The following is a 21,102-nucleotide window of genomic DNA, read 5'->3' on the forward strand; positions in this document are numbered from 1 at the left end:
ATCGACCCTTTTGGAACACGTGCCGCGTGGACATCTCGCTGCGGCAGCGTTGATTTCTGCGGGCTTGTTGATTCTTATTGGTAGCAGCAACGATTCCAGCCCCCAAGCGGTTAGTGTACAAAGCGTAAATATCCCCGGCCTTGAGATACAGGGCACCGAAACCCAAGCAACCCCCATCGCTATACCTCCAGTTGAAGCAATTATCCAGGAAGTAGCCGCCAAAGCTGAAACACCTGTTGCGGAAACTCAAACACCCATCGGGCCGCAATGGAAAGAGTTTACTATTCAAAATGGCGATAACCTGTCCATTTTGTTTAAACGAGCAGGACTCAATGACCGCTCAATTTATGAATTATTTAGCGATGCCAAAGACGCCAAAGATTTACGCCACATTCGCCCCGGCCAAAAAATGTCCTTTTTGGTTGAGAACGGCCGACTAACTGGGCTCAAATATGTCATCAATGAGCTGAACAGCCTTACTTTTGAGCGCGGCAATAAGGGCTTTACCGGCAAGCAGATCGCACTTAAGCCCGATATTAAATATGCATTCCGCCAGGCAACCATCGACAGCTCTCTTTATATGGCAGGTAAACGTGCAGGCATGCCCAGCAACCTGACCATGGAAATGGCAAATATTTTTGGTTGGGATATCGATTTTGCATTGGACATCCAAAAAGGCGACAGCTTTAAGGTGATGTATGAAGAGCAATTTCTGGACGGTAAAAGAATTGGCGTCGGCAAAGTCATGGCAGCCGAATTTACCAATGGTGGCAAAACGTTTAAAGCAGTGAGATATACCGATAAAGAAGGCAATAGCGCCTATTACACACCTGATGGCCGTGGCATGCATAAGGCATTTCTGCGCACCCCGATTGAGTTTGCCCGCATTAGCTCCCACTTCAATCTGGCACGTAAACACCCGGTATTACATATTATCCGCGCGCACAAAGGCACCGACTATGCTGCCGCACGTGGTACGCCAATCCGTGCAACAGGTAACGGTAAGGTGTCATTTGCAGGCGTTAAAGGTGGATATGGCAACGTGGTTATTATCCAGCACGGCCAAGGTATAGCGACACTGTACGGACACATGAATGGATTTGCCAAGGGTGTCCGCAATGGTTCACGAGTGAGTCAGGGTGATGTTATTGGTTACGTGGGCTCTACCGGTTTGGCTTCTGGCCCACACTTGCACTATGAATTCCACGTCAATGGACAGGTGCGCAACCCAGTGACCGTCCCGCTTCCTAAATCGATTGGTATAGAAAAAACAGAAATTGCACGTTTTACTGAAACTACGCGCCCATTAATTGCCAAGCTGGATCAGTTCAAATCGTCTAACCGCCTCGCCATTGCGAACAACAGCACCAACAGCAATTAACCCTCGGCATGGCGCTATATTTAGTCGCGCCAACCTATCGCGGGAACAATTCGATGTCCCACCCCCACTACTATATTGGCCTTATGTCAGGCACCAGTGCAGATGCAATCGATGCTGTACTGGTAACATTTGATGAACATCCACGCCTGATTGCCCATTACAGCGAGCCATTATCCGATAGCCTGCGCGAACAAATTCATGCCCTTGCCCTACCGTCAGATAATGAGATTGATCGCGTAGGTGCGCTAGACATCTCACTGGGGCAGCATTTTGCCCGGATCAGCCTGACACTCCTGCAGCACGCAGAGGTAGATCCCGAGCAGGTAATGGCGATAGGCAGCCATGGGCAAACCATCCGCCATAGGCCGCCCGGTTCCCCGCAGGGTTGTTTTACCCTGCAGATTGGCGACCCTAATACGATTGCCGAACTTACCGGAATAACCACTGTGGCTGATTTTCGGCGACGCGATATGGCGGCTGGTGGACAGGGCGCGCCACTGGTTCCTGCATTTCATCGCGCGATTTTTCACTCTACCGAAGAGCCTCGGGTAATCGTAAATATTGGCGGCATGGCAAATATTACCTGGCTCCCCAAGCAAGAGGCAACACTCGGGTTTGATACCGGACCAGGCAATGTGTTGATGGATGGCTGGATACTGGCACATCACGGCAAGAGTTATGATGAATCCGGGACCTGGGCGGCAAGCGGCACAATCAACCAAATGCTGCTTGATAAACTATTACAACACCCCTTTTTTACCCAAGCTGCACCCAAGAGCACCGGACGCGAGACATTTAATCGCCAATGGCTGGAAGATGCCTTACAGGGTATCGCCCTTGGTGCTGAAGATGTACAGGCGACCCTGCTGGAATTAACCGCAATCACCATTAGCGATGCGATCCATTCCTTAAGTAGCGAACCCAAGGCTGTATTTGTCTGCGGTGGTGGCGCTTACAACATGCAACTGATACGTCGTTTGCAAGCCCTGTTGGCTAGCGATAAGGTTGAGAGCACAGCAAGCCTCGGCATTCATCCACAGTGGATAGAAGCTATGGCATTTGCCTGGCTGGCACGGCAAACCATGAACCGTCAGTCAGGCAATGTAAAAGAAGTGACAGGCGCACAGCGGGAGGTCATTCTGGGGGGCGTGTATTACGCCTGATGTGATATTCACACCAAGCGAACACTAGACAGTAAACGAGGAACCACAGCCGCAAGTGCTGGAAGCATTAGGATTTTGGATAACAAATTTGGAGCCTTGCAGCCCCTCTTCGTAATCCACTCTGGCACCCACGAGATAGGGATAGCTCATCGCATCGACAACGACCTTGACACCGTCTCGCTCAACAATTGAATCATCATCGGCGACGGCTTCATCGAAGGTAAATCCATACTGGAAGCCGGAACAGCCACCACCGGTTACATAAACACGCAGCTTGAGGTCCGGATTGTCCTCTTCCTCAATCAGGCTTTTGACCTTGGCAACCGCACTGTCGGTAACAGTGACGACTTGAGGGATATAAATTTCAGCGGTAGACATAGATACTCCGGATAACAACAAAGCCCGCAAGGGCGAGATTTATTATCCCTTTACCCTAGTAAAACAGTCAACTATTAAGCTTGATCAGCCGCAATTTCCAGTGCGCCCACGGCTTGCTGCTGGGTATTGATCATACTGCCATTGACCTGTGAGCCCTTCACCATCTCAATTGAGTGATAGTGAACAGTCCCCACTACATTGCCTTTGGCAGCCAACTCGAGGTGTTTGGTGGAGTAGATATTACCCAACACCTTGCCATTGACTACCACCACCGGAGCGCGAATCTCGCCTTCGACCAAGCCGGTATCGGCGATAACGACTTTAGCATCCTTCTCATTCTCGGCAATGATATTCCCCGTCACCTTGCCCTCCAGTTGCAATTCACCGGTAAAGTGCAGGTCGCCAACCACTTTGGTCGCTCGGGATATCAAGGTGTGATTATTCGAAAATGCCATCAGGGGCTCCTCAGTAAAGGTCTATTTGTGTTCAGGCCATTCCAGTTGCGCTTCCACGGTTATCGGATTGCGGCGCGCATTGGACTTTACCGCCAGCTCAAGGCGATCCGGAATAAAACCCTCTGGAATCAGGATTTCGGTATCCACATTCTGGAAGAATTTGAAATTCAGGGGGATAGTGGCCGCCATGGGCTCAGCCTTATTCACTGCCAGCTCGCGCAGGGAGAAGCGGACCTCTTTACCGTCTTGTTGACCAATTACCGTGGCACTGAGGTCGCCGACAAAGTCATCATCGCCCTCGGCGAGTTTTTGTATGACCAGCTTGAACAGATGCTTGCCTTCGGCAATAGGCGTGACGGAAAACACACCGAAGCTAATCCCCTTGGGATTGCTGTTCTTTTTCGATGTCATGATGCGATACACATCAATGTCACGCTGCAAGGCGGCTTTTTCTTCGCGCAGCTCCATCACCCGCTTGCGCAATTCCTCGCCAGCTTTGCGATCGACTTCAGCGCTGAGCTGATAAGTGGCCAACTCGCGATGCAATTCTGCCGTCTCGGTACTGAGGGCTTCCAGCTTGGCACGCAGCTCTTTGCCCTCTTCGGGTGACAGCCGTTCGGCGCTGGTTTTGTATCCTGCATAGTGGTAACTGGTGACAACAGCACCAACGACCAATGCGAATAAAAGCAGGGCAATCAATGCTGACCTGAGCGGACGATGCGGCACAATTTTGAGTCGATAAACGGGCGAACCTTTGACTTTAGCCATAGCAAATTTCATTTGTCGTCGTTTTTATTCTGTGCGGGGTAGCGAACTACCCCGCGCAAGGAAGAGCAATTACGGCATTAAGGCCACAACATCCAGACCGGCGGTTTCCTCAAAGCCAAACATAATATTCATGTTTTGGATCGCTTGTCCGGAGGCGCCCTTAGTGAGGTTGTCGATCACCGATAACACCACTACGGTATCGCGCTGCTGTGGACGAACAATGGCGATACGGCAAACATTGGAGCCTTTCACGCTACGCGTTTGCGGCAGGTTGCCAGCGGGCAATACATCCACGAAGGGTTCATTGGCATAACGCGCTTCGTAAAGCGCCTGCAAATCAGGCACATTGTTGGCATCCAGCAGGGTTGCATAGAGGGTTGCATGAATACCCCGAATGATCGGCAGCAAATGCGGTACAAACGTCAGGGCTACCGGTGCTGCACCTGCAGGCTGCACATCGCGCAGGCCCTGTTCGATTTCCGGCAAATGGCGATGACCGGCAACACCATATGCCTTGAAGCTATCACTGATTTCCATCAACAGGTTATCGATTTTAGCCTGACGCCCGGCACCACTGGCACCACTGGCGGCGTTGGCGATCAACCGAGTTGGATCGACCAGATTATTCTCAATCAGTGGCAGATAGCCTAATTGGGTCGCGGTGGGATAGCAGCCAGGGCATGCAACCAGCTTGGCGGTACGAATCGCCTCGCGGTTTACTTCTGGCAGGCCATAAACGGCTTGGGCGACCAGATCCGGCGCGCCATGCGGTTGGTTGTACCATTTCTCCCACAGGGGAACATCGCGGATACGGAAGTCAGCAGACAGGTCGATGATACGCGCCTTGGTATTCATCAGGCCGCTCATCATGTTCTGCGCCACACCATGGGGTGTAGCAAAGAAGATGACATCGCACTCACCCAGCACAGCGACATCCGGTTCGGTAAACACCAGATCGATATGGCCGCGCAGGTTGGGGTACATATCGGCCACCTTGGTGCCCGCCTCGGCACGGGAGGTAATCACTGTCACCTCAACCTGTGGATGTTTGGACAAGAGGCGCAGCAACTCAACCCCGGTATAGCCAGTTCCACCAACAATCGCCGCTTTAATCACCTCAACCCCCTATAAAGATTTGTTCAATATCAACGCTGTGTTTCTCACCCAAAGCGATCATAAGACGCGCATGACTCTGATATCCTGAGCGCGCCCATGCCATGGTTGGAAATAAAGAGGGCTATCATAAGAGCCTTATTCATAAATCGAAAGTAAAAGCTGCCGCCTCATCAGGAAAACGCTGGTGGCGTCGCAGTTAACGCTTTAGCAGGAACAAACTGTGCCCGCCAATCGCCCCCATAGACCTACCGACACAGCGCCAATCACTACAGCTTCGCGTATTAGCCATTATGTGGAGTCCCTGCGCGACCAACTGGCGGGGGCTGAAGCCTTACCGCAGCTGACACTGCTGGGCCTGCTGACCGGCATTATTGCCGGCGCGGTGATTGTGCTCTTTCGCTGGGCAGTAGAGTTGCCACTGGGATATTTCCTGCCCGATAGCTTTGAAAACTTTGAGGCGATCAGCTCGCCCATGCACTTTGCCCTCCCCGTCACTGGTGCGATTGTGCTGGGGCTGGTATTACAACTGGTCGATAAACGCCATCACGCCACCAGCATCGGCCATGTAATGGATCGCTTGCAGAATCATCAGGGGCGCATGCCACTGGGCAACGTAGTCACTCAATTCTTTGGCGGCGCGGCCTGTTTGCTGACGGGTCAATCCGTCGGGCGCGAAGGCCCAGCCGTACACCTGGGCGCAGGCAGTGGCAGCCTGCTCGGGCAGTGGCTGAAGTTACCCGCCAACAGCTTGCGTCCGCTGGCGGGCTGTGGCGTTGCAGCGGCCATTGCCGCCTGCTTTAACACACCCATGGCCGGGGTTATTTTTGCGATGGAGGTCGTGATTCTGGAATACACCATCGCCGGGTTTATTCCGGTCACCCTGGCCGCCGTCGCGGGGGCCACCATGACACGCCTCGCCTTTGGGCCTGAAATCGCCTTTATTAACGCGCAGTCAGTGATGGGCGATTTGCGCGAACTGCCACTGATGGGCCTGGTCGGCTTGGTCGTCGCCGTCTTTGCTGCCGCCTACATTCGCTTGCACGGCGCAAGCTGTCGCTGGGCATTGCATCGCCCCATCGCGCTGCGCTTTGCGCTTGCAGGGTTATTCACCGGTATATGCGCCCTGTGGATTCCGCAGATCATGGGCGTGGGTTACGACACTATTAGCAGCGCACTGGCAGGCGAGATAGGTTTTGCATTGCTGCTGGCGATTGCCATTACCAAATTATTAGCCACCTCCCTCAGCTTGGGGATGGGCATGCCTGGCGGCGTGGTAGGCCCGCTGCTATTTATCGGCGCCTGTGTCGGCGGTGCGGTCGGTAGCGCAGCCCAACTACTCATGCCCGGCTCCGCCAGCGCCATAGGCTTTTATGTGATCTTGGGTATGGGTGCCATGATGGGCGCCACACTCAATGCCCCGCTCGCGGCGATGATGGCGATACTCGAACTCACTTATAACCCCAACATTATTTTCCCCAGTATGCTGGTGGTGATTGCCGCCTGCCTCACCACCCGCTGGGTATTCCGCTGCGATGGGCTGTTTCAGCATGTATTGCGTATTCAGGGCAAATTTCGCAGCGCCGAAGCAATGGAGCAATTACTCAGCCGTACCGGCGTGCGCGGTGCGATGGATCGCCATCTGGTGGTGAGCGATAGCCAAATAAGCCTGCACGCTGCGCAACAGTTACTGGCGCGTCACCCACACTGGATTTTAGTGCGCGACAACAACCAACTGCTGCAACCGGCCGATTTACATACTTATCTGCAAACGCTGACGAGCCATCAGCCAACCGATGAACGCCAGGAGATGATCAACCTGCAGGAGATCCCCGCGCGCCGCTACGACCTTGCGCGCATTGCAGCGGATGCGAATCTATTTGAAGCACTGGAATTGATGAATCGCCAGCAACTGGATGCACTTTGGGTGGAATCACTTAGCGATTCGCACCAGCCACTGGGTATAATCAGTCGCCGCACTATCGACAACTACTACCGTATTTAAGCTGCCTATTTATTGAGACATCACCATGCTCTGGATAAAAGCCCTGCACATTATCGCCGTAATCACCTGGATGGCGGCGCTATTTTATCTGCCGCGCCTGTTCGTATACCACACCATGAGCGAAGACGAGATCAGTCGCGAGCGTTTTAAAATTATGGAGCGAAAATTACTGCGCGGCATCGCCAACCCCTCAATGATTGCGGTGTTTATTTTTGGTGTTTGGATGAGCTGGCTCGGCTGGGCTTACTATTCCACACAAGGTTGGTACTGGTGCAAATTGGTATTGGTCGCACTGCTCACCGGCTATCACCACGCGTGTATCGCCTACTTCAAACAATTGCGCGATGACCGCTGCACCAAGAGCCATGTTTTTTTTCGTGTGTTCAACGAACTCCCGGTGTTTTTATTAATTGGCATTGTCATTCTGGTGGTGGTAAAACCTTTTTAACATGATGAATAAACTCTACGCGATTACCGACTCACAACTCTTACCCGGCGACACGCTGTTCACTGCCGTCGCTGCAGCCCTCAAGGGTGGCTGCAAGTGGGTGCAGTATCGGGATAAATCAACCGACCATCCACGCCGACTATCTGAAGCAAAACAGTTGCTCGCGCTATGTAATCAACATCGGGCGCAATTATTAATCAATGACGATGTGAGTCTCGCACAAGAAGTGGGTGCCCACGGCGTGCATTTGGGCCAAGGCGATACCAATGCCCTTGCCGCACGAATTATTCTCGGCAGTAGTGCGATTATCGGTGTCACCTGCCATGACTCATTGGCGCTTGCACAACAGGCCATAAAAGACAGTGCCAATTACATTGCCTTTGGTCGCTTTTTTTCATCCAACACCAAACCCGATGCGCGCCCTGCGCCAATTTCATTAATCAGCGATGCACGCAAAGTATTTAGCAATACACCTATCGTTGTTATCGGCGGAATTACTCTGGATAACGGTAAACAATTATTAGACGCGGGGGCCGATATGCTTGCCGTTTGCCACAGTTTATTTGCAGCGGACGATATTGCCGTGCAAGCCAAAAAATTTATTGAATTATCTGTTAAAGGTCAGGATTAATTATGAGCCGCTCTGAAGAATTATTTTTACAAGCCCAAAAAACCATTCCCGGCGGTGTTAACTCGCCCGTGCGTGCCTTTAAAGCAGTAGGCGGTACGCCCGTATTTTTTGAGCGCGCGCTGGGTGCTTACGTGTGGGATGCAGACGGCAAGCAATACATCGATTACGTGCAAAGCTGGGGGCCGATGGTATTAGGGCACGCACACCCCGAGGTGATTAATACCGTTATCGAAACTGCAAAATTTGGTTTGAGTTTTGGTGCCCCTACTGAACGCGAAACAACTCTCGCCGAAAAACTCTGCAACCTGATTCCCAATATGGATATGGTGCGCTTTGTCAGCTCTGGCACTGAAGCGACCATGAGCGCCATAAGACTCGCGCGCGCTTTTACCAAACGCGACAAAATTATTAAGTTTGAAGGCTGTTATCACGGCCACTCCGATTCGCTGCTCATCAAAGCCGGTTCCGGAGCACTGACCCTCGGTGTGCCCAGCTCACCGGGCGTACCTGCCGTACTCGCCGACCACACACTCACACTGGATTACAACAACGCAGAACAAGTGCGTGAATGTTTTGCCAAGCTCGGCGACCAAATTGCCTGCATTATTGTTGAACCCGTGGTAGGTAATATGAATTGTGTTCCGCCCGTACCAGGCTTTTTGGAATGCCTGCGCGAGGTATGCGATCAATACGGTAGCCTGCTGATTTTTGATGAAGTCATGACCGGTTTTCGCGTCGCGCACAAGGGTGCACAGGGCCACTACAGCGTCAATGCCGACATCATCACCCTGGGTAAAGTCATTGGCGGTGGTATGCCGGTAGGTGCATTTGGCGGTCGTCGCGATATTATGCAAATGATTGCGCCTTCTGGACCGGTATACCAAGCGGGCACACTCTCCGGCAACCCTGTTGCCATGGCTGCTGGTTTAAAAACCCTGGAGTTATTGGAGCAAGAAGGCTTTTACGACAATCTCTGCGCACGCACTACCGAACTGGTAGAAGGATTGCAACGCCTGGCCGATGAAGCAGGTATTCCTTTTACCACCAATCACGTTGGCAGTATGTTTGGTTTCTTTTTTACCAGCGAGAAAAAAGTCACCAACTTCAAACAAGTCATGGCCTGCGATATTCCACGCTTCAATGCATTTTTCCATGGCATGTTAGCGCGCGGCGTTTATTTAGCCCCGGCCTCTTACGAAGCCGGATTCATGTCTGGTGCGCACACAGAGCAGGATATTCAGGCTACGCTGACCATTGCCGCTGAAGTGTTTGCCACTTTGAAATAAATAATCTCCGCAACCAATAAAAAGTCGGGGCAGACTAACTGCCCCGGCTTTTTATTTTTTAAGTATTACAGGTGCTTTTCAGCATAGATTAGGCATGCACTGGCCCAAAACCAAAACTCCAAATCAATACAGTGATGGCAAGCAGTGCAACAAACATCACCAAGCCAATTGTTAAAATAGAACTGGAGTAAATAAAACCTTCATCTTCGGGAATTCTCATAAAAATCGGAATGCCGGTATAAAGTAAATACACGGTATAGAACACTGCACCAATACCCACCAGCATGGTGAGAATCACGTTGGGGTAAAGTGCGCACAAACCGGCCACAAAGAGCGGTGTGGCAGTATAGGCAGCAAACACAATTGAACGGGCAAGCCCCGGTGCAGAATCATAGGTGCGCGACATCCAATCGATAAAGGCCCCTATCACACCCACACCAACCAACAACGCCAGGTACATTAGCGCGCTCATGATAAAGGCGCTCGATTCTGTCAGCATAACCGGGGCGCGATCACCAATAACCCAGCCGACACGTGTAGTGCCAATAAACATGGAAACCGGTGGAATTAACGCCAGAAACAGTACGTGTGCAAAATACAAATGAGACACGGATTCCTGGGTATCACGAATTTCTTCCCACTCTTTGTGGGGATGGGTAAATAGTCCTGCAACATGAGAAATCATATTTTCCTCCAAACACAGTGCGACTCGTTATTCACTCGGGGTTATACGACGCGTTACGGCAGAGCAAAAAAATGTATTCATCTTACTGAAATAGTATATAGCCAGATCAGGTCTCTCTCTCACAGCCTATTAGAACGATTGATGTTCAAAACACATGAACAGATAACCTCCTCGTCTTGTAATCAACCTTCTGTGTATAAACACATTCAGCCTAAGCGCCAAGTGTGCTATAGCAAACTATTGCCTAATCAGTTGTTTTATATCACCCCATAGTTGCGGAGCATCAAAGGGCGGCATGAAACTCCCGGCATAAGCACCTTGCGGATTCACAATAAATACCCTGGCAGAATGATTTACCTGATAAGCATTGCCTGCATTCACAGGCATATCAATGCCCGCTGGAACACTAAATAATTTACTCTCAATAATCACCGAGCGATCATAAGCAGCACCAAAAAAATTAGCCGTGTGCGCCAATTCCGCATTACTGCCACTGAGTGCCACAATATCCGGATGGAAAAAATTAACATACTCACGCAACCTGGCAGGCGTATCGCGCTCCGGATCCACACTGATAAACACTACTTGTAACCTGGCTGACGCGTCGGCTAATCGCAGTAAAGACGCCAGTTTTTGTAGCTCCAATGGGCAAATATCCGGACAGGAAGTAAAACCAAAAAAAACCAATGACCAGCGATTGCGCCACAGATTGTTACCGATGGATTTCCCCTGCTGATCCACCAATGCCATTTCAGGTAGTGCGCGTGGTTGCGGTAAGAGCTGTGCGTGGTGATACACAGGTTCACTTGTTGAATAATGGCTGGCGACAAAAAAGCCCAATGCCACACTGAGCACTGTCGCTACCGCATAAAACCAAATTGAATTATTGCTGCTATTCATCTGCGGCGAGCTTCACAGGCGCGACAATAATTTGCTGTGTTCTATCGGCAAACTCTACTACAAAACTGACCTTGTCATTCATCGTCAGCGGCTTATGAGCCCCCATAAGCATTAAATGCAATCCGCCCGGAGCCAACACCAGTTCAGACTGTGCCGGAATCTCCAAACGCTCTTTGTGATCCATCACTACACTGTCCCCTTCCAGCCGCGATTCATGCATCATTACCTGCGAGCAACAATCCGCACTCACTGCAATAATCGTCTGCGCAATGGGCGATTGATTTTGTAACCGCATATAAGCCGCGTTTACGGCAGCACCCGGCGGAGCTAATTTCACCCAAGCTTGCTGTACCGAGACAACCTCTCTGTCCGCAGAAAACACCGAGACGGCTATAACTCCGAGCGACACAATAAATACGCCACGAATAAAACTGCTCATAAAATCGAACCCTCATACCAAAAGATAAGTACATAATGGTCGACTAATAAAGCCAGGAATAGCAGCATTAAGTGCAGGATAGAAAAGCGAAACGTATCCATAGCCGTTGTTGCTTGCGCAGCAAATTTCAACCGCCACGCGTGACGAATAAAAAGCATGTTCAGCACCAGACTGGAAAGCAAATACAACAGTCCTGTCATGCCAATCAAGTAAGGCAACCAACACACGACCATGAGTAAAAAGGTGTACAGCAGGATGAGTGTTTTGGTAAATGCAATCCCATGGGTCACAGGCAACATGGGAATATTCGCTCTGGCATAATCGTTGACGCGGTGAATAGCCAACGCCCAAAAATGAGGTGGCGTCCAGGCAAAAATAATCATCATCAATAAGAGCGCCTCACCACTGACGCTGCCAGTGACTGAGGTCCATCCAAGCACAGGCGGTAATGCACCGGCCACACCACCAATCACAATATTTTGTGGCGTTGCGCGCTTTAATATCAGGGTATAAACAACCGCATAACCAAATAAACCGACCAGTGTTAAATAAGCCGTTAATGTGTTCACCGCAAACAGTAATAATAAAAAACCGCTCATGGCGAGTATGCAAGCAAAAATAATGGCCTGTTGGTTAGTCAATCGCCCTTTGGGCAAGGGGCGCATATAAGTACGAGCCATTTGTGCATCAATTTTTTGATCCAGCACATGATTAAATGCCGCTGCAGCTCCCGAGACCAAAGCAATGCCACTGCTTGCCGTTACAATAAGCCAGGGATCAGGCCATCCAGGGCTTGCCAGCATCATTCCTACAACTGCCGTCAACACCAACAATGCTACAACTTTAGGTTTGGTTAGTTGATAGTAGGCCTGAAAAAGTTGATTTAACTGTGCACGTCCATTAACCCAAGGTGATGCTGTTTTCAGGGTGGTCATTTTATGTCTCCCGCTGAAATAAAAATGCTACAGCCATACAATCCCGCGCATTAATTAATAATTGTTTTTCCCGGTGCAACCTGTGTAATAACAGGCGCTGTAACCGGCGTTGGATTAGTCGCTATTTGACGCAACTGTATTTTTCGTAACTGCATTTGTCGCAAAAACACCAGCAACAACATCAATAACAGTGCCGCCACCAGGTTATGTGCAACGGCATTCCACAGCGGCACCAACATGACAATATTGATTAGTCCCAGCATCACTTGAACCAATAATAATATTGCCATGGCGACTACCAGCCGCCTCATAAATACACCTCGCGCACGGCGCCAAGACCATATTAAAAATGCGCCAAACACAAGAAGCGTGCATATAGCGCCGATACGATGCAGCACATGAATACTCATACGCGCCTCATAAGGCAGCACACCGTATTCATAGGTTTCATGCCCCAATGGCAAATGAAAAACCAGCGATAGCGAAAATCGCTCTTGCCAACCTGCCTCACAAAACGGTAATTGACTGCACACTGCCGCCGCATAGTTTGTTGATGTCCAACCTCCCAACGTAATTTGGGCAATCAGTACCAGTAACACCACATAACCAAACCCTAATCCAGCGGACAATGCTGGCTCTGTTGCACGTGTATTGCTACTGGTGGTTGCAGTAGCAATAACCTGCTGTTGACGCCAATAGATTTCTGCGCGTAATAATGCCAATAAACACAACAGCGCAAATCCACCAAGCAAATGCGCTAATACAATCAGGGGTAATAAATTCAGTGTGACAGTCCACATGCCCAATGCCGCTTGAAAGATTACCAACAGCAATAATCCTGTCGCGAGCAAGCGATATTGTTTCAGGTAATAACTGCCAAAAAAAATCGCTGCTATCGCCAGACCGAGTAAACCGGCAATATACCGATGCAACATTTCATTGCGCGCTTTATAAGGGTCAACCTCAAGGTGAGGAAACTGCGCCTGTGCTGCTGCAATATGGTGATCCAATACCGGCGCGTGAAACTTTCCATAACAGCCCGGCCAATCAGGACACCCCAATCCTGCATCGGTTAGGCGCGTGTAAGCACCGAGCGCAATGACCATCAGGGTTAGCAGCAAAGTACAGTTGACCAGCACAGAAAAACGCTTCATTGTTGACTCCTGTTGTTCCGATTCCTTTTTTGTTATCTATGTCCCTTTTCTGTCATAGTTAAGCAATCGCAACAAATCCGTACGAATATCTTTTGTGACTATTTCCATGTGCGCGGCATCGCTATTAATCGGATAGCGCAACAACGCCAAGCCATCGCGATTCACAATCACAATCTGGTCGTGCAATTCATCGCTCACATCTTTGTTAAGGTTATTTTCTGGCGATTGCCACACAATGGCAGAAAATTTTCCAAGTGCCACTGGGCGATTATTGGCAATAACCAATGGTTGAATATTCACTTGCTTGCGCCCGAGGCCAGTGTAGAGCTGCTGCAAGCCATAAAGTGCCTGCTCGCAGGATTGTGCGCAGTTTTCCGGTGCGATGTATACCAAACGCCACGCTGCCCCGTGCAGATCGGCATCGGGCAATAATTCAATTTCACGCTCTAACCAATAGCCTTTATTGACCGCACTGTGGCTGAACCAGCCCATAGCCAAGCTCAATTTGGCTGCAGCCAGTGGCACTAATGCACACAATAAAAACAAACTGAAAAATTTACGACTTGTCATGCGCCAACTCCCGGGTTGCACTTGCACTTAATGCAATCACAATAACGGCAATGGCCAGCAACGCCCATTGCACCGCATAAGCTGTGTGACGCTCCGGGGGCAAAATCACCGGCTGATAATGCACATAAAAGGGAGATTGCTGTTGTTGGAATATCACACCGGAGCGGCTGAGCGAAGGAATATAATCGGATAAGAGTCCAGCATCTATTTGCTGGATACGCATCGGCCATTGCCCTTTATCTTCAATATTTTTTCCAAGTAACAAGCCTTTTGCGTTAGCGCGAAAAATACCATTGACCATTAATTCTGCGGGCACATTTACCTCAGGTAATTGATCGCGTGAACCCTGTGCTGCAACCCAACCCAAATTCACCAGTAATGCCGGAGTTATTGATGATGAAACTGCATGGTCTGTCGACCGTGTACTCTGTTCAGTCGGTCTTATCTGCTCGACAGCGATAACAACATCGTAGCCAATACGCCCATCAACTTGCTGGTTATCCAACAGCCAAATCATAGGGGCGATCCAACGTGCAGGAAATTGCACGTCAATCGCGTCACGGCTTTTGGTATTCAGAGCCAATAATTGTTGTGCATCCAGCGGGCCAGCCGCTTGTGATTGCGCAATGCGTTGCAGGGTTTGTTTTTTTTCAGCCGCACGCGATAGCTGCCAGAGCGATAATGCCGTCAAACACGCAGCCACCAACAAGCTGACCAACACCCAGTGCCAGCGAATAACCCAATAGCGATTAAACGCTATAATTGTCATACACCCACTCCTGCAAGGGATTCATCATGCTTATTAAAATTCTGTTGATTTGCTTATTGGCGCTGGTTGTTTTCAGTTTATTCCAAGCACTTTTTATCATGATCAAAAATGATGAAAATTCGCCAAAAATGTCCAAGTTCCTCGGGCGCCGATTGTTTTTTTCGGCCGCCGTTGTACTGCTGTTGATTATTCTCTTATTAACCGGTGTTATTACACCTCACCCAAGACCCTATTAAGCTTGATCGCGGTAAAAAACTGGCATGACGAAAACCTTCGTCATGCCAGAAAATCACAGCACATAGACAAAAATAAACAAGTTCAACCACACCACATCCACAAAATGCCAATACCAGGCCGCCGCTTGAAAGCCGAAATGGCGCTCAGGGGTGAAATGGCCTTTAACCAAAATACGTAAAAAGATAATTAATAAGAAAATGGTTCCCAAGGTGACATGTAAACCATGAAACCCTGTGAGCAAAAAGAAAGTGTTGCCATAGACACCGGAATCCAACCGCAGCCCTAAGTCAGTATAAGCATGGATGTACTCATAACCTTGCAAACCAAGGAACAGTACTCCCAGCACAATGGTTAACATCATAAAAAAACCGAGCTGTGTATGTTTGTTCTGCTCTATGCCCAAGTGTGCAAACTGCAAGGTAATGGAGGAGGTCAATAAAATAAGCGTGTTGTAAAGTGGAATCCCCTCCCATGGCATGTACTGTGTTTCAACACCGCCCGGTGTTTTTTCCAGCGGCCACATGGCCTCAAAATTCGGCCAGAGAATTTCACCAGTCATAGCATTATTGCCAGCGCCATCCAACCAGGGCACAGAAATCATTCGCGCATAAAATAACGCACCAAAAAATGCGGCAAAAAACATAATTTCCGAAAAAATAAACCAACTCATGCCCTGACGAAATGACCGATCCATTTGTGAACTGTAAAGCCCGTCCATAGACTCACCGATCACATTCTTAAACCAGCCAAACAGCATATAAAACAGCAGTGAAAAACCCACCAGTAATAAATAACCACCGGCGCCATGCTGGTCTTTAGCCAAATCATTGATTAACAGGGCAGCTCCCATACCAATAAGAAACAGGGAAACCGCGCCTACAATAGGCCAAATACTCTGTTCCGGTACGTAATAACGCTGGTGATGGACACTCATGGTGATTCCTCCATTAACACAAGCAAACTAGCGGCTAACAACCTGTGGTGTATGTCGATACAAACGATACGAAAGCGTAATAGTCGTAAATTGTGCAGGCAATTCAGCATCAACATAAAACTGAACTGACATTGCACGACGCTCATGAGCATCCAAAGGCTGCTCGGAAAAACAAAAACATTCTATTTTTTTAAAATATTTAGCCGCTTCACCTGGAGATACCGATGGCACAGCACGGCCAATCATCGCCTCATCGGTAGGATTCTCAACTATAAAGTTCACCAGGGTTACCTGCCCGGGATGCAACGTTATATGCGCCATTTCCGGTTCAAAAACCCAGGGAATAGAAGCATCGCGATTCGCCAAAAACTCAACGGTAATGTCTCGTGATTCATCGATACGTTTAGCGGCTACAGCGGCGCGATTACTGGTTTTCCCATTAATGCCAGTAATTTCACAAAACACGTCATACAAAGGTACCAATGCATAACCAAATGCAAACATGGCGATACAGATAAGTATCAACTTACGCATTAATACTTTATGCGAAACCATTCTCCACCTCATTCGACGTGAAGCAGCCAATCACCTATTTCACCGGCGGTGGTGTTTGAAAGGTGTGATAAGGCGCAGGCGATGGAATGCCCCACTCCAAACCTTGCGCACCTTCCCATACCCGATCAGTCGCTTTTTCACCCTTGCGACGCATACAGCGCACAACAGTCCATACAAAAATTAATTGCGACAGACCAAATAAAAATCCACCAATACTAATAAAGGCATTCATATCCGCAAACTGCAGGGCATAGTCAGGAATACGTCGTGGCATGCCAGCCAACCCCACAAAGTGCATAGGAAAAAACAATAAATTCACAGAGATAATGGAGCACCAAAAATGGCATTGCCCAAGCCGCTCGCTGTACATCACGCCGGTCCATTTCGGAATCCAATAATAAACACCGGAAATAATGCCAAAGACTGCCCCTGTCACCAGTACGTAATGAAAATGTGCCACTACAAAATAGGTATCGTGATATTGAAAATCTGCTGGCACTATCGCGAGCATCAAGCCGGATAAACCGCCAATGGTAAACAACACAATAAATGCCAATGCAAACATCATAGGCACTTCAAAAGTCATCGAACCGCGCCACATAGTGGCAACCCAATTAAATACTTTTACACCGGTGGGCACGGCAATTAACATGGTGGCGTACATAAAAAATAATTCAGCCGCCACCGGCATACCCGTAGTGAACATATGGTGCGCCCACACAATAAATGACAGCAGCGCAATACTGGCGGTGGCGATTACCATAGACTCATAACCAAATAAGGGTTTGCGTGCAAAGGTAGGAATAATGCTGGAAACAATACCAAAGGCAGGCAAAATCATGATGTACACTTCGGGGTGACCAAAGAACCAGAAAATATGTTGGAACATCACCGGATCACCGCCCCCCGCCGCCTCAAAAAAACTGGTACCGAAATATTTATCGGTAAGCACCATGGTCACTACACCAGCAAGCACGGGCATAACGGCAATGAGTAAAAAGGCGGTAATAAGCCAGGTCCATACAAACAAGGGCAATTTCATCCACCCCATTCCCGGCGCGCGCAAATTAAAAATGGTGACAATCACATTCATCGCCCCCATGATGGAAGAAATACCCATGAGGTGAACGGAAAACACAAAAAAAGCCGTGCTGTCGCTGCTGTAGGTAGTTGATAAGGGAGCATAGAAAGTCCAACCCGCTGCTGGAGCACCACCCTCCATAAAAAAGGTGGACAGCAATATCGTAAAAGCGAAGGGTAATATCCAAAAACTCCAGTTATTCATGCGCGGCAACGCCATATCAGGCGCGCCAATCATTAGCGGAATCATCCAGTTTGCCAAGCCAACAAACGCAGGCATCACCGCACCGAATACCATCACCAAACCGTGCACTGTGGTGAGCTGATTAAAAAAGTGGGGATTCACAAACTGCAAACCAGGTTGAAATAATTCTGCGCGAATCATCATGGCCAGTGTGCCGCCAATGAACAACATCAGCAGTGAAAACAATAAATAAAGTGTGCCTATATCTTTGTGATTGGTGGTAAAAAGCCAACGGCGAATGCCAGCAGGTTTGTGATCATGCGTATCGTGATGATCAAGCCTTGTACCCAGTGCTCCGGTATTTTCTATACTCATTATTATTCGCCCCCTTTAATAGCAGCAACATCCGCCACTTGGACCAATTCACCGGTGTTATTGCCCCAGGCATTGCGCTCATAGGTAATCACCGCCGCTAATTCGCTATTGGTTAATTGTTTGCCATAGGCTTGCATTGCCGTGCCGGCCTTGCCGTTGACAACAATGTGAATGTGGCCGGGAATATCCTTTGTAGCTATTACACTGCCTTTGAGTGCAGGAATGACGCCAGGTAAGCCTTCACCAGACACCTGGTGACAAGCAGCGCAATGAGCTTCGTAGGTTTTTTGTCCTTGCGTCATCAACTCCTCCAGTGTCATCTCGCCACGGGCTGCTTCCGCCGCTTTTTCCTGTGCTTGCCGCTCCAACTCTTGCGCAACCCACCGATCAAACTCTTCCGGTGTGCGCACATCGACAACTACCGGCATAAATGCATGATCCTTACCGCAGAGCTCTGCACATTGACCGCGATAAATACCCGGCTTGTCTATCCTCGCCCAGGTTTCGTTAATGAACCCGGGGTTTGCATCTTTTTTCACTGCAAAAGCAGGCACCCACCAGGAGTGGATCACATCATCCGCCGTGACTAAAAACCGTATTTTTTTACCGGTAGGTAACACCAGTGGCTTATCCACATCGCGCAAATACAAATCGGTTTTCTCTGCTTGATTGGCAATCGCTTCGCGGGAGGTCGCCAACAGGGAATAAAATTCAATGGGGTGTTCAAGGTATTTGTAATGCCACTTCCATTGCGAACCGGTAACCAATACGGTGAGATCCGCTTTGGAGGCATCTTCCATGGCGATCAAGGTTTTACTGGCGGGAATTGCCATGGCAATCAAAATGACAACGGGAATAGCTGTCCAGATAATTTCTATTTTTAAGCTGCCATGAAATTGCGCAGGCTCTATGCCTTTGGATTTACGATGATGCAAAATGGACCAAAACATCAAACCAAATACAATGGCGGCGATAGCGCAGCAGATATAAAAAATAATCATGTGCAGATCGTAAACCTGCTCGCTGATTTCCGTTACACCGCGAGTCATGTTGTAACGCGTATCGACCGCCAGCAATATGGCAGGATAAATTAGCAAGAGGATTGCCAGTGCGCAGCGCACCGGTTGCCGATAGAAATAGCGCAGGCTGGGTAGACAATATTTCACTGCACAACTCCTTGATCCCGTGGGTTATCATTTTTATAACAGGCAATTGAGAATTGAGCGAAACCCTCCAGACCATCAAGGCCGGAAATACGAGTCACGCAGCAGATGCCACGCAAAAAATAGACTCACAACATAGACGTCGAGCTTCAACTCAACACAGGAATCAGGTGTTAAATCCCAACACAGGCGCGACCTGACAACAGAACAGCCAACTGGCAAAAGACGGGGGGAGCGATTAATCAGCAACCGATACAGCTGAACTCCCTAACTACACAGCCAGAATACAGGACGTACCAGAACAAAAACCGGACACCTCAATTCCAAGACTTCTCGGGCAATACATATAACGCTCCTATTCATACTCAACACCAGTTCGCCAACAACTTAAACGGAAAAGTGCTGAGAAAATAATAGCGCCCGATGGATTAACTATAACCCCATCAACTTAAAACGCAAGTACGAAAGTAAAACAACAAACTGAGCTTAAAAAAATCCTCTATATAACAAAAAACGCCAATGCAATGCATTGGCGTTTTTTGTGGTGAACCATACAAGGAGTAAACTTTTCTATCCCTTTATTAATACACCGATCAGTAATAAATATTTTCTTAACTACCGATTCTAGAAGCGGATAGTTCCACCGATTAACAAACTATTTTCCACTTCACCATCAACGTAACTCAACTCCAGGCTAGCCTTGTCAGTAAAGAAATTACGCGCACGTACAAAATAATCCGTCTCGGAGTTATTACTCACGTTTGCAGCATAAGATGTATTTACAAAGCCACCACCCACACTTAAATTGCGATCAATGTAGTAATCAGCCGCCATACTGATAGTGTCATCAGTGAAACCCAATTTTGACTTCTCATAACTGGCTTCCAGATTCAATGCTTGCTCACCTGACAATGGCAATACGTATTTACCATTAATATTCCACTGATCAGAGATATCCACATCTTCCTCAAATTCAGACCATACCAACAGTCCGGTAATGGGCGCCACACCGGCTTTTACGAACCAACTGGAATCCCAGTCTGATGATACACCAAGGCCAGGGGTAGATCTCACTTTGGATTCAGAGACTCCGGCACCGAGATAAAAAATAGAATTGGGAATATAAAAATCTATGCCGATGGAACGCTCATAAAAATCAATTTTTTGACCAGCATCTTTCAATTCTGCCGTGCCGAGTTGCACATAAACATTGCTGGATTTTTCAATAAAAGCCGCTTCAGCAAGCGGGTTATTCGCGGTATTCACCGGGGAGAAATGATATTTTCCTTCAAGCACGACCCCATAGCCGTCAGCACTGGAATTATCAACATCGATATCGACATAACCTGCAGATAATTCACTTTGATAGGTTGCAGAAAGTGCAAAAGGTGCGCTTAAAAAACCAGCAGCAGCGATAATGGCGGGAAGCAATTTAATTTTCATAATCTATCCTCTGAGAATTACAGCGGCATCTGCATTGATGCACGGTTTCAT

General features: G+C 48.8%; 23 protein-coding genes. 7 read left to right on the top strand and 16 right to left on the bottom strand.

The genetic code is table 11. The features are described from left to right. The first annotated feature begins 19 nt into the window (after window positions 1–19). Together B0D95_RS11020 and B0D95_RS11025 are read left to right on the top strand one after the other, a co-directional pair. Window positions 20–1,381 carry an OapA family protein gene (locus B0D95_RS11020; RefSeq protein ID WP_246841581.1) on the top strand — a complete coding sequence of 454 codons (1,362 nt, stop codon included), beginning with the start codon at window positions 20–22 and terminating at the stop codon, window positions 1,379–1,381. Between the two features lie 53 nt (window positions 1,382–1,434). Next, a complete protein-coding gene (locus B0D95_RS11025; RefSeq protein ID WP_078043930.1) occupies window positions 1,435–2,544 on the top strand; it encodes an anhydro-N-acetylmuramic acid kinase in 1,110 nt (369 codons plus the stop codon). Window positions 2,545–2,568: 24 nt separating this feature from the next. On the opposite strand, the gene erpA is transcribed toward B0D95_RS11025, so the two are convergent. From erpA to argC, 4 genes are all read right to left on the bottom strand, one after another. Beyond that, complete coding sequence (erpA, locus tag B0D95_RS11030) at window positions 2,569–2,922, bottom strand: iron-sulfur cluster insertion protein ErpA (RefSeq protein ID WP_078043931.1); 354 nt, start codon at window positions 2,920–2,922, stop codon at window positions 2,569–2,571. 74 nt (window positions 2,923–2,996) lie between these two features. Beyond that, window positions 2,997–3,377, bottom strand: coding sequence for a polymer-forming cytoskeletal protein (locus tag B0D95_RS11035; protein ID WP_078043932.1), 381 nt, complete (start codon window positions 3,375–3,377; stop codon window positions 2,997–2,999). 21 nt (window positions 3,378–3,398) lie between these two features. Beyond that, the gene (locus B0D95_RS11040; protein WP_246841582.1) at window positions 3,399–4,145 is read right to left on the bottom strand and encodes a DUF6776 family protein; all 747 of its coding nucleotides are present in this window, start codon (window positions 4,143–4,145) and stop codon (window positions 3,399–3,401) included. A gap of 69 nt (window positions 4,146–4,214) precedes the next feature. Beyond that, window positions 4,215–5,261 (bottom strand): N-acetyl-gamma-glutamyl-phosphate reductase, encoded by a 1,047-nt coding sequence (gene argC / locus B0D95_RS11045; RefSeq protein WP_078043934.1) that lies wholly within the window; start codon window positions 5,259–5,261, stop codon window positions 4,215–4,217. Between the two features lie 220 nt (window positions 5,262–5,481). On the opposite strand from argC, the gene B0D95_RS11050 reads away from it, so the two are divergent. The 4 genes from B0D95_RS11050 to hemL are packed head-to-tail and all read left to right on the top strand — an operon-like array spanning window position 5,482 to window position 9,628. After that, the gene (locus tag B0D95_RS11050) at window positions 5,482–7,263 is read left to right on the top strand and encodes a chloride channel protein (protein WP_246841583.1); all 1,782 of its coding nucleotides are present in this window, start codon (window positions 5,482–5,484) and stop codon (window positions 7,261–7,263) included. A gap of 25 nt (window positions 7,264–7,288) precedes the next feature. Next, a complete protein-coding gene (locus B0D95_RS11055; protein WP_078043935.1) occupies window positions 7,289–7,711 on the top strand; it encodes a CopD family protein in 423 nt (140 codons plus the stop codon). A gap of 1 nt (window position 7,712) precedes the next feature. Next, window positions 7,713–8,342 carry a thiamine phosphate synthase gene (gene thiE / locus B0D95_RS11060; RefSeq protein WP_078043936.1) on the top strand — a complete coding sequence of 210 codons (630 nt, stop codon included), beginning with the start codon at window positions 7,713–7,715 and terminating at the stop codon, window positions 8,340–8,342. 2 nt (window positions 8,343–8,344) lie between these two features. Further along, window positions 8,345–9,628, top strand: a complete 1,284-nt coding sequence (hemL, locus tag B0D95_RS11065; RefSeq protein ID WP_078043937.1) for a glutamate-1-semialdehyde 2,1-aminomutase — start codon at window positions 8,345–8,347, stop codon at window positions 9,626–9,628. 88 nt (window positions 9,629–9,716) lie between these two features. Here the strand turns inward: hemL and B0D95_RS11070 are convergent, their stop codons facing one another. The 7 genes from B0D95_RS11070 to B0D95_RS11100 all read right to left on the bottom strand — a co-directional run bounded on the left by B0D95_RS11070 (window position 9,717) and on the right by B0D95_RS11100 (window position 15,080). Continuing rightward, entirely contained in the window at window positions 9,717–10,313 is a 597-nt protein-coding gene (locus B0D95_RS11070; RefSeq protein ID WP_078043938.1) for a Yip1 family protein, read from the bottom strand. Between the two features lie 237 nt (window positions 10,314–10,550). After that, the gene (locus B0D95_RS11075; protein ID WP_078043939.1) at window positions 10,551–11,213 is read right to left on the bottom strand and encodes an SCO family protein; all 663 of its coding nucleotides are present in this window, start codon (window positions 11,211–11,213) and stop codon (window positions 10,551–10,553) included. Next, window positions 11,206–11,652 (bottom strand): copper chaperone PCu(A)C, encoded by a 447-nt coding sequence (locus B0D95_RS11080; protein ID WP_078043940.1) that lies wholly within the window; start codon window positions 11,650–11,652, stop codon window positions 11,206–11,208. Before B0D95_RS11080 ends, B0D95_RS11075 begins: the two co-directional genes overlap by 8 nt. After that, entirely contained in the window at window positions 11,649–12,587 is a 939-nt protein-coding gene (gene cyoE, locus B0D95_RS11085) for a heme o synthase (protein WP_078043941.1), read from the bottom strand. Before cyoE ends, B0D95_RS11080 begins: the two co-directional genes overlap by 4 nt. 50 nt (window positions 12,588–12,637) lie before the next feature. Then, window positions 12,638–13,741: a heme A synthase gene (locus B0D95_RS11090; protein WP_078043942.1), complete on the bottom strand. Its 1,104-nt coding sequence runs from the start codon at window positions 13,739–13,741 to the stop codon at window positions 12,638–12,640. 36 nt (window positions 13,742–13,777) lie between these two features. Beyond that, window positions 13,778–14,311, bottom strand: coding sequence for a hypothetical protein (locus B0D95_RS11095; RefSeq protein ID WP_078043943.1), 534 nt, complete (start codon window positions 14,309–14,311; stop codon window positions 13,778–13,780). Further along, on the bottom strand, window positions 14,298–15,080 hold the full coding sequence (locus B0D95_RS11100; RefSeq protein ID WP_078043944.1) for an SURF1 family protein: 783 nt from the start codon (window positions 15,078–15,080) through the stop codon (window positions 14,298–14,300). Before B0D95_RS11100 ends, B0D95_RS11095 begins: the two co-directional genes overlap by 14 nt. Before the next feature lie 26 nt (window positions 15,081–15,106). Between B0D95_RS11100 and B0D95_RS11105 the strand changes: the two genes are divergently transcribed. Next, window positions 15,107–15,316 carry a DUF2909 domain-containing protein gene (locus B0D95_RS11105; protein ID WP_078043945.1) on the top strand — a complete coding sequence of 70 codons (210 nt, stop codon included), beginning with the start codon at window positions 15,107–15,109 and terminating at the stop codon, window positions 15,314–15,316. 53 nt (window positions 15,317–15,369) lie between these two features. Here the strand turns inward: B0D95_RS11105 and B0D95_RS11110 are convergent, their stop codons facing one another. The 5 genes from B0D95_RS11110 to B0D95_RS11130 form a co-directional block, all read right to left on the bottom strand. Beyond that, window positions 15,370–16,251: a cytochrome c oxidase subunit 3 gene (locus B0D95_RS11110; RefSeq protein WP_078043946.1), complete on the bottom strand. Its 882-nt coding sequence runs from the start codon at window positions 16,249–16,251 to the stop codon at window positions 15,370–15,372. 27 nt (window positions 16,252–16,278) lie between these two features. Further along, on the bottom strand, window positions 16,279–16,806 hold the full coding sequence (locus B0D95_RS11115) for a cytochrome c oxidase assembly protein (RefSeq protein WP_078043947.1): 528 nt from the start codon (window positions 16,804–16,806) through the stop codon (window positions 16,279–16,281). 34 nt (window positions 16,807–16,840) lie between these two features. Continuing rightward, complete coding sequence (ctaD, locus tag B0D95_RS11120; protein WP_078043948.1) at window positions 16,841–18,445, bottom strand: cytochrome c oxidase subunit I; 1,605 nt, start codon at window positions 18,443–18,445, stop codon at window positions 16,841–16,843. 2 nt (window positions 18,446–18,447) lie between these two features. Further along, a complete protein-coding gene (gene coxB, locus B0D95_RS11125; RefSeq protein WP_210403615.1) occupies window positions 18,448–19,611 on the bottom strand; it encodes a cytochrome c oxidase subunit II in 1,164 nt (387 codons plus the stop codon). A 621-nt stretch (window positions 19,612–20,232) separates the two neighbouring features. After that, window positions 20,233–21,051: a putative porin gene (locus tag B0D95_RS11130; RefSeq protein ID WP_078043949.1), complete on the bottom strand. Its 819-nt coding sequence runs from the start codon at window positions 21,049–21,051 to the stop codon at window positions 20,233–20,235. Window positions 21,052–21,102 lie beyond the last annotated feature (51 nt).

Source organism: Cellvibrio sp. PSBB023, from assembly GCF_002007605.1.
Classification (GTDB): Bacteria; Pseudomonadota; Gammaproteobacteria; order Pseudomonadales; family Cellvibrionaceae; genus Cellvibrio.